Raw genomic sequence first — 13,394 nt, 5'->3', positions numbered from 1 at the left:
GGTTATTGATTGGTCGGTTTCGATAAGCTGCCCCAAAGTCAATGGATCAGGCGCGAAGGCAGTTATTAGCTAACAGACACCAAATTCTGCTTTACGTTGCTCCATACCTCACTCACTCCGTAAACTTTTGACTGGGTTCATCAGGGCGGCTTTGATGCTCTGGAAACTCACTGTTAGCAACGCAACGCCTACGGCCAGCAGGCCCGCTAGCGCAAACATCCACCAGGCTATGTCGATTTTGTAAGCAAACTTCTGGAGCCATTGATTCATAACGTACCAGGCTATGGGCGAACTCAGTACCAGCGCTACCAGCACCAGCTTAACGAAATCGAAGGTGAACAAGCCAAAGATATGAGCCGTCGAAGCGCCCAGGGCTTTGCGGATACCCACTTCCTTGGTTCGGGTTTCGGCCATAAAAGCGACCACGCCATACAAACCCAGACAGCCAATGAAGATGGCAATCCCCGCCAGCAACTGGAACAGCAGGTACATCCGTTCTTCGGTCTTGTAGAAATTGGCAAGTGTTTCGTCCAGAAAACTGTATTTAAAGACAAAGTCGGGGAAGGTGGCGTTCCAGTGCGTTTCGATCGTTTTCAGGAGTTGGCTGATGGCTTCAGGGCTGGTTTGGCCCGCGGCTAGTTTAATTCCCAGACTCCGGTATTGATCGCGGTAAGAGGTCAACACACTGGGTTCGATGTGCTGATGCAGTGAAAACGCGTTGAAATCTTTGACGACGCCAACAATGGGCTTTTTCATTTCTTCGCCGTTCACCGTCATCAACTTGCCAATCACCTGCTCGGGCTTCTGGAAACCGAGCCGTTTCATAAAAGCCTCATTGATTACCAGCTCCCGGATGGTGTCGGCGGGCTGGTACATGCGTCCGGCCAGCAGCCTGAGGCCGTAGGTATGCACGTAGGCGGTATCGGCCGGGCGCATCAGCACACCATAGTCGGGTTCTTTGTCTGAGTTACCGAAGCGAAACCCCGTTGTCCAGTTGCTGCTTGAGGACGGTGTTGTCATGGCAAAACTCATGGACTGTATACCGGGTAGACCCGTCAGTTTCGCTTTCAGACTTTCGAGCTGACCGGGCTTTTTCTCCGGTATCAGCACCGTTAGCACGGCATCCCGGCTGTAGCCTAAATCAGCTGAGCGGAAGTACTTCATCTGGCTGTAGGCAATGATCGTTCCAATAATGAGCAATTGTGAAATGGCAAATTGCCCCACAATTAATCCCCGGCGGAGCGATAGCTGCGCGTTGCCCCGACCCGATGCCCGGATCTTTCCTTTCAACGCCAAAATGGGTTGGTAACCCGACAGGACCAGGGCCGGATAAAAGCCTGCCAGTGTGGTGGTCAGTATCCCCAGGACACACAGAAAGAAGATAACGGTTGGGTCGAACAATGTTGCGCCCCCCGGCTTTATGTTGAGTAACTCGCCCACATACGGTAGTGATGCCTGTGCAACGATAAAGGCCAACACCATCGACAGGGCTGTCAGCACGCCGGTTTCACCCAGGAACTGACGAACCAGTTGACCACGCGAACTGCCCAGCACTTTCCGAACGCCTACTTCTTTGGCCCGCCGAATGGCCTGCGCAGTAGCCAGATTCACAAAGTTGACACAAGCTGTGACGAGGATAAACAGGCCAATTAGCGCCATTGCCCAGATCATTTCCTTGCTGACCGTCCGTTTGGCATAATTGTCGGTACGCGTGTCGAAGTGAATGCTGGTCAGCGGTTGCAACGCGTAGATCAGGTCACGAGCATCATCGGGTTTGTGGTATTTGCTGACGAAGGCAGCCAGTTGTTTGTCCATCTGGGCGGCAGCCATCGGTTGATCAGCTGGGGCATTGGGCAGCTTCAGATAGATCTGCGCCCCACCGTATGTCGACTGCCAGTCGTCCCAGTTGGTGCTGGCGCCAAACTGTTTTAGGGAAGCAAACGACAACAGGACACTGAAGGGCACGCTACTCGTGGTGGGCGGCTCCTGCACCACACCCGTTACGACAAAATCGGTCTTGTTTTCAACCCGGAGGGTTTTACCAATTGGATTGCCTGCACCAAAGTATTTTTCAGCCATACGCTCGCTCAACACAACTGTATTGGGATTGTTGAGCGATGTTTGCGGACTGCCGTTTTTCCAGGTGTAGTCGAACAGGCGGAAGTATTCGGGCTCCGCGAAGGCGATGACGCCATCACCTTCCTGAAATTTTTTAGTCGCTACATTCGCTCTCCCCCGCACGCTGACAACCACATTCGCCAATCGATAAACCATTGTTACATCGTGTTTCAACGATGGGAAATCGTTTCGGAGAGCCGGTAGCGCCGGAAGTGGAAGGCCAGCCTGCCAGCGGTCTTCCGTTGATTGTCTATTGCCCGAAATTAGCCGGTAGGTTTGCTCCGCGTGTGCATTGTGCTTGTCGAAGCTTAGTTCATAGCGAATGGCCAGAAACAAGAGCAGACAGCAGGCCAGGCTGAGTGTTAGCCCCAGCACGTTGATGATCGAATAACTCCAGTTGCGCTTCAGGGCGCGGAGGGCGGTCGTAAAATAGCTTTTAAACATAATGTTGGGTATTTGTGTAGAGCCGCAATCTCTTGCGGCTCCTGTGCGTCAGCAATTTTAGTATCTACAAAACCATCCGGTTGCTGAGCCGCGAAGGGTCGCGGCTCTACAAGTTTATTCCGATCGCAACGATTTAACGGGGTTCATCAGGGCAGTCGAAATCGTTTTGCCACCAACGGATACCACTACCAGTAACAGGACAAGAAGGGCGGGTGCAGCAAAAAGCCACCAGTCTAGCTCGATGCGGGCCGCGTAACTGGCCAGCCACATTTTGACTAAAAAATAGGTAATCGGCAGGCCGATTAGTATGGAGAACAGGACCGTTCGTATAAAATCGGTCGAGAGTAAAATCATCAGGTTTGTTGTACTGGCGCCAATGACTTTGCGAATGCCAATCTCCTTCGTTCGTTTAGAAACGGTGAACGTGGCCAGGCCGAACAGGCCTAAGCAGGAGATCAGAATGGCGAAGCCCGTCAGGGCGCCAAACACCTGCTGAAAGCGGTCGTCGGCTTTGTATTGTTTATCATATTCACTGTCCATGAAGAAATAGCTAAACGGCGAATAGGGAAAATTAGCCTCGTATACCTTCTTCAATGTCGCGAGTTGTTCCTTGGAATTTCCCCCGGCAAACTTTACGCTGGCGAATGAATCGAAGTTGGGCGAATACATATGGATGATCGGAATGTAGGCCGCCTTGGGCGATTCGTAGTGGTAATTTTTGACAACGCCCCGAATCGTTGCCTTGCGCCCCCAGAGGTCTACCCGTCTGCCAATGGCTTGTGCGGGTGTCGGGATTTCCCAGAGCCGGAGGGTTTCCTCATTGACAATAAGTTGCCGATCAGTTGTATCCGAAAAGCCGGGCCGGGTGGTAGCATCGAAGTTTCTGCCCGCCAGCAACTTGATACCCATCAGGTCAATAAACGAGGTGTCTATCTGAGTCAGGTAATAATTGTAGGAGGTTTTTTTGTCGACGTCCGATAAATTAATACCCGTTGTCGTATTCATCTGGGTCGATCCCATGCCCGGTACGGTACCGGACAGAGATACGGCCTTTACCTGTGCCTGATCGATCAGCATTTGCCGAAACGCTCCGTAATCCTGCTGCGCCTTGCTTCCCACCGGCGCTTTTACCACAAGCGTGCGATCAATGTTCACCCCCAGGTTTTGTTTCCGTAGAAAATTGACCTGCTGATAAACGGCGAACGTTTGTACCAGCAGAATCAGGGTAATGGCGAATTGAAAAACCACGAGCGACTTGCGCAGCAACGTCCCTTTGCCAGAGCGCGAAAAATTACCTTTGAGAACGGTAATCGGATCGAACGAAGACAGAACAAAAGCTGGATAAAAGCCCGATAAGGCAACACTTAGTACTAAAAACGCCCCAACGCTCTCCCAGAAAAATACGTCCCCGAATACGGTAAAGCCATCGGGCAGGCCCGCCACCTCAACAAACACCGACCGCAGCGCACCGACTAATCCCACGGCCAGGATTCCGGCAACAATATTGACCAGAACGGTTTCTGTGAAGATTTGTAGTCTTATCTGGATCTGGGTCGAGCCAACGACCTTTCTCATGCCAATTTCCCGTGCTCGGTCGAGGGCTTTGGCGGTGGTCAGATTCACGTAATTGACAAAGGCACTGAAGAGCACCAGGAGCGCCACGCCCAGCAGAAAGTACACGGACCGGGCGTCGCCATTCGGTTCGGTTTCGAAGTTCTTATGCGAGTAGAGGTGAATGTCGCTGATTTTCTGGCCGATCATCCGGTGATTTCTGACCTTCTTTTCGCGAATCAATCGGTTATTGAGGGCCACCAGCGATTTTGTGAACCCTTCATAACGGGCGTTATCGGCTAGTTGCACATAGGTGAGGGTATTGTTTCCATCCCAGTTGTCTTCCTGTTCACCAAAGTCCGACAGCATCGTCGGATACGAGAAAAGCATATCAAATTTCAAGTGTGTGTTAGCTGGACTATTCGGTACGACGCCTACTATTTCGAATAGAACGCTGCTTTCCGATCTTGGGATTTTCAGGGTTTTGCCCACTACATCGAGCGTATTGAAGTAGGTCAGCGCCATTTTTTCTGTCAGCACAACCTGCCGGGGCTTGGTAAAGAGATTGGTTCGGCTTCCCCGGAGTAGCGCGTAATTGAACATCGAGAAAAAGGAAGAATCGACGGCGAAGACATTATCGACCAGGTAATACGTATCGCCAATCTGAACCGTTAACATGGGCTCACCAATGGGATAAGCGCGGGTGAAATTGACGACTTCACTCATTTCCCGCTTCGCTTTAGGCCCAAGTGGAGGATTGGTTTCCGTGTCCTGTGCGTCGACCGAGCCACCGTTCATGTAGTCGATGGTGAGTCGCACAATCCGGTCAGCCAGCGGGTTGGTGTTCTCATAGCTCAACTCGAACCGCACATACTGGATAATGAGCAGCGCCACGGCCAAACCGGTGGCTAGCCCCACCACGTTGATGAGCGTGAACGTGGTGTCTTTCCTGAAAATTCGCAGGGCGATTTTGATATAGTTTCGTAGCATACGTGTAGGTAGTGACGCAATACCTTTCGGCTGTTTTAGGCAATAAACCCATTCGGGTCAAAAGCCAGTTGGGTGCTGAGACGCGAACGATCGCGTCTCTACATTATTCGGATCGTAATGAGTTGACGGGGTTCATCAGGGCCGCCTTGATGCTTTGGAAACTGACCGTCAGCAAGGCAATGCCGATTGCCAGAAGGGCGGCTACCACAAACATCCACCATTCGATGTTGATTTTGTAGGCAAATTCCCCCAGCCAGCGGCTCATAATATACCAGGCTATCGGAATCGCCAGGACAATAGCGATGAACACCAGCTTCAGGAAATCTTTGGAAAGTAACGTAACAAGGCTGGTAACTGACGCGCCCAGCACTTTCCGAACCCCAACCTCTTTAGTCCGTTGTTCAGCCGTGAACGTAGCCAGACCAAACAAGCCCAGACAGGCAATGAAAATAGCCAGGCCCGAAAAAGCCAGAAACAGATTGCCTTGACGCTCGTCGGACCGGTACTGTTGGGCAAATGTTTGGTCCAGAAAGGTGTACTCAAAGGGTTGGTTCGGGTTAACCTGTTTATAAACGGTGCTAACATACGCCAACGCGTCGGGTATTTGCTGTGCCGCAACTCGCACGAAAAGCTTGTCGCCCCGATCCGCATGCGTAACCAGAACTAGCGGCTCTATCTGGTTACGCAGCGAACGTAAATGAAAATCGTGAATAACGCCGGTAATGGGTATCCGCTTCGAATCAAATTCTACCAGACCATCTTTAAAGGATTTCCAGCCCAGTCTTTTAAGCATGGCTTCGTTAACGAGTACCGCTCCTGTCGAATCGCTGGCTAAGTCAGCCGAAAAATTTCGGCCTTCTTTCAACTTAATCTGCAAGACGTTGAGAAAATCGCGATCCACGGAGAAGTATTCTGTACTAACGGGTTGCTCTTTACCACTGGCATAGAAATCAAATGTGGATTTGTCGTTTAGTTCACCACCTATTGACCCATCGGTTAGCGTAGCACCTTTAATAATAGAATTTTGTAATAGCCTATCTTTCAAAACATTGGCTGATCGTTGAGCCGTTGGCGCTTTGAGCGAAAGCACCATAACCTGTTCCTGGTTGAATCCCAGTTGTGTATGCCGCATGTATTGTAGTTGGCGATAAACAACGACCGTTCCCACGATCATGACAATCGAAATTGTAAACTGTAAGACGACCAGTGATTTACGTAAAAAAACGCCTTTGCCACTGGTCGAGAAGGTTCCTTTCAGAACGGCGGTAGGATTGAAACGGGAGAGTACAAAAGCTGGATAAAGCCCACCCACTAAGCCAACCACCAAACTGAAGCCGAGCAACAAACCAAGCGTCCTGATGCTCCAGAAGTCAATAGTCAGTGTTTTATCCGTTACGTAGTTGAAAAGTGGAAGCAGACCATTTAACAGGAGCAGACTAACCACAAGCGCCAGTAACGACAACAGGATCGACTCAGACAAGAATTGGCCAACTAACTGAAGACGCAACGAACCGACGGCCTTTCGGATGCCGATTTCACGGGCTCGGCCGGCCGACCGCGCCGTTGCGAGGTTAATGTAATTGACAATGGCAATCAGCAGAATGAACAAGCCAATGGCTGAGAACGTGTAGACGTAAGCCATATTACCTACATTTTCTTCTCCCATCAGGTGGCTCGAAAAAAGGTGCATACGTGTCAACGGCTGTAACGCAATATCGAACGTAACCCCCTTTCCCGTCTCATCGCCGATGGCCCGGGCAATGTACTTTTTATAGAAAGCGGGCATTTTACGAGCCAGCTTTTGTGAATCACCATTGGGGTGAAGCATCAAATAGGTAGCTGAGCCAAAGTTGTCCCATTTGTCTGGCTGAATGCCATTGAGCGGGGTATTGCTATAAGGCAGAATAGCGCCAAATTTCAGGTGGTGATTCGTTGGAGTATCGCGAATCACCCCCACCACGGTCAGCGGGTGCTCGTCTTTTACGTTGACTATCTTACCCAATAACCCCTCCGTTTTGCCAAATAGCGACATGGCCAGTGTCTGAGTCAGCACAACGCTGTTCGGTTTTAACAAAGACAGCCGAGGATTGCCATCGAGAAATGAATAATCGAAGAACGAAAACAAAGTCGAATCGGCGTAAATGACATTCTTAACGTAAAGCGCTTTCTCACCAATTCGGAACAAAATTTCGTGGCCGGGTTTAACCCGCAGTACATGACTGACTTCGGGATATTCCTGTTGAAGGGCTGGTCCCATTGGCGCTGAAACAACCCCCAGATTCAGATCATTATCGCCCCATTTGACATGCAGGTTTAGCCGGTAAATATCAGCTGCACGGGCATGGTATCCGTCGAACGTGAGTTCGTCATAAGCGTAGAGCCCCAGCAGAATAGCGCCGACCATTCCACTAACCAAACCCAACAGCGTGAGGGCGCTATATAGTTTATTGCGAACCAGGTTTCGCCAGGCGATTTTCAGATAGTTTGATAACATAATGCGGGGCATTTATTCGCTTCGCAGCGATTTTACCGGATCCATCAGGGCGGCCTTTATACTTTGGAAACTGATCGTCAGTAAAGCAATGCCTACTGCCAGCAATCCTGCCAGGGCAAACATCCACCACGAAAGATCAATCCGGTAGGCGAAATCTTCTAGCCAGCGATCCATGGCAAACCAGGCAATAGGTACGGCCAGAACAATAGCGATCAGCACCAGCTTTAAAAAATCCCCGGAAAGGAGTGCAATGATGCTGACAACGGATGCGCCCAGTACTTTTCGAACACCGATTTCTTTGGTCCGTTGTTCGGCCGTGAACGCGGCCAGACCAAACAGACCCAGGCAGGCAATGACAATAGAGATCACGGCAAAAACTGTAAACAGCTGACTCGTTTTCTGTTCTGCTTTGTAGAGAAACGCAAACCGATCGTCCAGAAATGAATACGTGAACGGAGCCGGTGGGTTAAATGATTCCCATTGTTTTCTAAATGAAGTGATGATATCAGAAACATCGGCCGCTTTAACTTTCACGATGATAGCGCCAGAGTTTCGTCCGAGGAGCATCATCAGAGGAGCTATTTTTTGCCGGGCCGAGGCATAATGAAAGTCTTTCACAACGCCAATGATGGTGAACTCATGTTGTCCGGAACGAACAATTGTTTTGCCAATCGGACTGGTATTTCCCAGCCCTAACTCACGAACCGCCGTTTCATTGATAACGGCGGCTGTTGAATCGGTTGAAAATTCTTTGGAAAAAGACCGGCCTTCTTTCAATTCCATGCCCAGCGTTTTAAGGTATTCCTCGTCGACATGATAAATGTTGGTAGTAATTTCGGCGTGGCCTTTCGTGTCGTTTTCCCGTTTGGCGTAGATCACGGACCCATCCATATTGTTCATGCCAACCGGGATGTTGCCAGAAAGGCTGGCTTGAATAACGCGGCTATCTTGCTGAAGCTGCTGTTTGAAAACGGGCTCGTTTTGCCCCAGCATATACGAGTCCTGAATCACCAGCACCTGGTCTTTATCGAAGCCAACTTTCTTGTTTTGCATGAAATGCAACTGTTGGTAGGTTACCATCGTGGCCACGATCAACGTTCCGGAAACGGCGAACTGGAACACCACCAGGCCACTCCTGAGGCTGCTTCTGCGACTGGTTTGCACCGCTGATCCGCCTTTTAAAATCGTCGTTATTTTTGAGAAAGAGAGCAGAAATGCCGGGTAAGCACCCGCCAGAATACCGACGAAAAGGCCAAATGCCAGCAGAATACCAACATGTTTCACCGACAGTAAGGTACGAATCGACATATCTTTTCCCGCCAATTCATTGAAGGAGGGCAAGAGTAAACCAACGGCCAAAACCGCCAGCAGCAGGGCAATGAAGGTCAGCAATGTAGACTCAAGTAGAAATTGCCTGATCAACTGGGTTTTGACCGAGCCCATTACTTTACGAATGCCAATTTCTTTTGAGCGCCCCGCAGCACCCGCTGTCGATAAGTTGGTAAAATTGACAATGGCCAGGAGCAGAATAAAAACCGCCAGAATACTGAATATGTATACCGAATTAATGTCGCCGTTAGCAGCCAACTCAAATTTAGATGCCGAATGCAAATGAATATCGGTCAAGGGCATCAGGAAAAATCGGAACGTGTTCACCGATTTCTGCGCTTCGGCCAGACTAACACCCATGTCCGCCTTTATTTCGGGCACCACGTATTTCGCTACCAGCTGGGGGAACTTCGCTTCCAGCTTCTGGGCATCTGTGCCTTTGTTCAGGACTATGTAGGTGTAAAACCCAACATTGCTCCAGGTTGGCGACTTGACAGGCATATCGGCTGTACTTAGAAAGGCGTCGAAGTGGAAGTGCGTGTTGCCGGGGATTCGGTCAATGATACCGGTCACTTTTCGCACCTCTTGCCCTTTGCCAAAGAGAAGAGCCTTACCCATGGCCGGGCTTGTACCAAAATATTTTTGAGCAAAGGCTTTAGTAATGACAATGGAACCGGGCTCTTTCAAGGCGGTTTTTACGTCGCCCTCCAGCAAAGGAATAGAGAACATCTGCAGAAAGTTAGAGTCGGCCATGGCAATGAATTGCTCCTTGAATTGCTTCTCCTGGTACCGCATAAATACTTGGCTCCACGGTACCAGCCGGGTAACCGCCAGTACCTCCGGGAATGCAGCCTGGATGCCCGGCCCGACAGCCGCATCAACATTGGAGAAATCCGTAATGCCGCCATTTTCTGTCAAATGAAGCTCCACCCGATACATCTGGTTTGCCTGAGTTGGATAGCGGTCGTAACTCAGTTCATCCGTGACAAAAGCCGCTATCAAAATACAACAGGTCATTCCGACGGCCAGACCCACAATGTTGATGAATGAAAAAACCTTGTTTTTCATCAGGTTCCGCCAGGAAATTTTGAAATAGTTTTTGATCATGTTTGTGTAGAGCCGCAATCCCTTGCGGCTATTTCTGGGAATAAAAACCATCCGGGTAAAAAGCCATCCGGGTGCTGAGACGCGATACTTCGCGTCTCTATATTATTCAGATCGCAACGATTTCACCGGATTCATCAGGGCGGCTTTTACACTCTGAAAACTTACGGTGAGCAGCGCAATCAGGACCGTCAGGCCACCCGCCAGCAGGAAGACCCACCAGTGGATGTCCGTCCGGTAGGCGAAGTCGTTCAGCCAGGTGTGCATGGCATACCAGGCAATGGGTGAAGCAATCAGCAAAGCTACCAGCACTAAACGCATAAAATCTTTGGAGAAGAGGGCAACTAAACTCGCTTCCGACGCCCCCAGCACTTTGCGAATACCAATCTCCTTGGTCCGTTGCTCGGCCATAAACATCGACAGGCCGAATAAGCCCAGGCAGGAAATCAGAATGGCCACACTCGCGAAGACGCTAAATAGGGTTTGCTGGGTTTGCTCCCGGGCGTAGAGCCGGTCAAAGCGCGAATCCAGAAACTTGTAGTCGAAGGGACGTTCCGGAAAAAACTGCTTCCAGACCGACTTGACACGCTGGATGGCCGCCGGAACATTGCCTTTGATGGGAATGGAAATCCAGTTGAAATTTTGTTTGCCCATCACCATCGCAATGGCGGCCATCTGCTGATGCAGCGACTCGAAATGGAAATCTTTCGTTACGCCAATGATTTGCCCGTCGGCCCGGCCGTAGCGGAAGCGCTTGCCGATGGCCTGTTCGGGTGTCCAGCCCAACTGGCGCACAGCGGTTTCGTTGAGGACCACCATGGACGTATCGGTAGAAAACGAACGCGAGAAATTCCGTCCGGCGGCCATTGGAATCTGGTACGTGGGGATGAAATCATAGTCGACACGTAAACCACGCAGATTAATCTTCACTGGCGCCATGCTGTCCCCTTTTGGGGCTGCGGCATCGTAGGAGTCCAATAAGCGGGACGATGGTATCCGGGATGAGCGGCCCATATCGGCCACAACGCCCGTTTGCACCAGCTGCTGTTTCAGCGTTTCGTAGTTTGTCGTCGAATCACCAACATCCGACAAGAGCAGCATCTGGTCTTTCTGATAACCCAGTCGGTAATTTTGAATGTATTTCATTTGGTTATAGACCACCGCTGTGCTGATAATGAGCGCGATAGCAATAGCAAACTGCGTAATAACCAGTACTTGCCGTAGCTTACCCGTGCGCATGGCCGATCCTATCTGCCCTTTTAATACGCCTAGTGGCCGGAAGGATGTCAGGAAGAACGCCGGATAACTGCCCGCTACCAGCCCCGTCAGCAGCGTAATGGTGATGAGGATGCCCAGAAAGGCCGGGTTAAGGAGTTGACTAAACGCCAGCTGTTTCTGGGTAAACGCATTCAGCGCGGGTAAACACACCAGCACCAGCCCAATGGCAATGCCTAACGACAGGGTAACCAGTAAAATGGATTCGCTCAGGAACTGTCCAATGAGCTGGGAACGCAAAGCCCCTACAACTTTGCGCATCCCAACCTCTTTGGCCCGTCCCGCCGAACGGGCTGTTGCCAGATTCATGTAATTGATGCAGGCAATGAGCAGAATGAATAAACCAATGGCCGAAAACAGATAGATATACGTAATGTCGCCGGTGGGTTCCACCTCCGAATCGGTATGTGACCGCAGGTGAATATCCGTAAGTTTTTGCAGATTCAGCACCGACCAAGTAGCAGCTTGTCTGCCTTCTTCGGAGGGAACGTATTTGTTTTGAAATGCTGGGAAATTAGCCTCAATACGTTTTGGATCGGCGCCCGGCCGTAAGAGCATATACGTATTAAACGAGTTGTTGCTCCAATTGGTACGCAGCCCTTCAGCCCCATAAACGCGGTTGTCATTCAGGGTTGAGAAGGAAAGCAGGAAGCCGGGATGAAAATGGGCCTGGGGCGGTAGCGGTTCATATACACCCGTTACGGTTAAGTCGAACTGATTGTTCAATCGGACAGTTTTGCCAATCGGGTTTTCCTTGCCGAAGTATTTTTCGGCCATTGGCCGGGAAAAGAGAATGGAGAATGGGTTGACAAGCGCCTGATCAGGATTGCCGCTCACAAAGTCGAAGCTAAATACTTTAAAGAGGTTCGCTTCGGCAAAAAACATGTCTTCCTCATTGAATGAATGCTCGCCATACCGTACCAGGCCACTATTGTCAAGCGTCCTGACCACTTGTTCTGCTTCCGGGAAGTCCTGCCTGATTAATGGACCAAACGGGGGAGCTGCCTGCGCCAGTCGTAACGATACCGTTCCTTCTGACGATAAAAATGTTCGGTTAACCCGATACGTCCGGTCTGCATTGGCATTGTAGCGATCATAGCTCAACTCATCCTGTACATAAAGGGCAATCAGTAGGAAGCAGGCAAGTCCAACCGCAACGCCAGCCATATTAATGACGCTAAATGCTTTGTGTTTGCGCAAGTTGCGGAAAGCGATGAGCAGGTAATTACGTATCATAACTGGACAGGTCTTATATGGCACAACAAATCAATATGCCAAATGCCGTACCAGAAAGATAACCGTTTGATTATCAATAAACTTTGTTTGGGGTGGGCTTAGGAAGTGTCCGCAAACGGACGCTGTACGTACAGTTGCGGACATGCAGAGTTACAGGCCGGTAGCCTGTACAATAATGAGGACCGATTGACCTGCTAAGCCAACGGATGGTTGTCTATTTCTTGGTAAAGTTACATACGGTGGGCCTTTATTGATTTCTGAACTTTCTACAGATTTCCTACAGATTTTGGTAGTAGTCTTGCTATATAGATTTCATTCTTTTTTTAGTGAATTTATAACGTGTGTCTTGATGGCATAGAGCAGTACTCAACAACTAGTTTTAATCGTATGGAGTCTGAAAAGATGTTCCACCAAAGGAGTAGTATCCCTCTTTTGGTGGTAGATAAAAATAAAGATCATCAATTATTGATTGGATACTGCTTGCGAACAAAAATCCCACAGGCCGAACCTACTTTTGCGGCCACAACGCAGGAAGCGCTCTCTTTTCTGAGGCATTCATTTAACCAAAAGGAAGATTTTCCCAAGCTACTTCTTCTTGACCTCAGTCTGCCAAAAACAATTCACGGTTTTGCTTTGCTAAAGGAGATTCGAATTTGCTATCCGCTTCTTCCGGTTATCATTTTAAATACTAAACAGGACCAGTCTCTTGTCAATAGAGCCTATCAGCTAGGCGCTCATTCGTTTATGGGGAAACCTTTAAATTTGGAAGAGTGGGAAAATCATTTTCAAATGATAAAAGAGTACTGGCTCTGGACCGTAACTCTATCTTGAGGAAGTCAATTAATTCGTAAAC

6 protein-coding genes are annotated in these 13,394 nt (G+C 49.7%); 1 reads left to right on the top strand and 5 read right to left on the bottom strand.

The window, feature by feature from the left end; all coding sequences use genetic code 11:
• Positions 1–108: 108 nt before the first annotated feature.
• The 5 genes from SD10_RS24730 to SD10_RS24710 all read right to left on the bottom strand — a co-directional run bounded on the left by SD10_RS24730 (position 109) and on the right by SD10_RS24710 (position 12,541).
• Entirely contained in the window at positions 109–2,562 is a 2,454-nt protein-coding gene (locus SD10_RS24730; protein ID WP_046577629.1) for an ABC transporter permease, read from the bottom strand.
• A 114-nt stretch (positions 2,563–2,676) separates the two neighbouring features.
• Positions 2,677–5,103 (bottom strand): ABC transporter permease, encoded by a 2,427-nt coding sequence (locus SD10_RS24725; protein WP_046577627.1) that lies wholly within the window; start codon positions 5,101–5,103, stop codon positions 2,677–2,679.
• Positions 5,104–5,206: 103 nt separating this feature from the next.
• The gene (locus SD10_RS24720) at positions 5,207–7,597 is read right to left on the bottom strand and encodes an ABC transporter permease (RefSeq protein WP_046580115.1); all 2,391 of its coding nucleotides are present in this window, start codon (positions 7,595–7,597) and stop codon (positions 5,207–5,209) included.
• Positions 7,598–7,609: 12 nt separating this feature from the next.
• Positions 7,610–10,033: an ABC transporter permease gene (locus SD10_RS24715; RefSeq protein WP_046580113.1), complete on the bottom strand. Its 2,424-nt coding sequence runs from the start codon at positions 10,031–10,033 to the stop codon at positions 7,610–7,612.
• A gap of 102 nt (positions 10,034–10,135) precedes the next feature.
• Entirely contained in the window at positions 10,136–12,541 is a 2,406-nt protein-coding gene (locus tag SD10_RS24710; protein WP_046577625.1) for an ABC transporter permease, read from the bottom strand.
• A 387-nt stretch (positions 12,542–12,928) separates the two neighbouring features.
• On the opposite strand from SD10_RS24710, the gene SD10_RS24705 reads away from it, so the two are divergent.
• Complete coding sequence (locus tag SD10_RS24705; protein WP_227699064.1) at positions 12,929–13,372, top strand: response regulator; 444 nt, start codon at positions 12,929–12,931, stop codon at positions 13,370–13,372.
• Positions 13,373–13,394: the final 22 nt, after the last annotated feature.

Source organism: Spirosoma radiotolerans, assembly GCF_000974425.1.
Taxonomy (GTDB): domain Bacteria; phylum Bacteroidota; class Bacteroidia; order Cytophagales; family Spirosomataceae; genus Spirosoma; species Spirosoma radiotolerans.
The sequence above is the reverse complement of the archived record's forward strand: the minus strand, read 5'-3'. Positions and strand labels throughout refer to the sequence as shown.

Bases quoted from the DNA above. Each gene is read 5' to 3' on its own strand.
- SD10_RS24730 (WP_046577629.1), bottom strand. From the start codon at position 2,562: ATGTTTAAAAGCTATTTTACGACCGCCCTCCGCGCCCTGAAGCGCAAC.
- SD10_RS24725 (WP_046577627.1), bottom strand. From the start codon at position 5,103: ATGCTACGAAACTATATCAAAATCGCCCTGCGAATTTTCAGGAAAGAC.
- SD10_RS24720 (WP_046580115.1), bottom strand. From the start codon at position 7,597: ATGTTATCAAACTATCTGAAAATCGCCTGGCGAAACCTGGTTCGCAAT.
- SD10_RS24715 (WP_046580113.1), bottom strand. From the start codon at position 10,033: ATGATCAAAAACTATTTCAAAATTTCCTGGCGGAACCTGATGAAAAAC.
- SD10_RS24710 (WP_046577625.1), bottom strand. From the start codon at position 12,541: ATGATACGTAATTACCTGCTCATCGCTTTCCGCAACTTGCGCAAACAC.
- SD10_RS24705 (WP_227699064.1), top strand. From the start codon at position 12,929: ATGGAGTCTGAAAAGATGTTCCACCAAAGGAGTAGTATCCCTCTTTTG.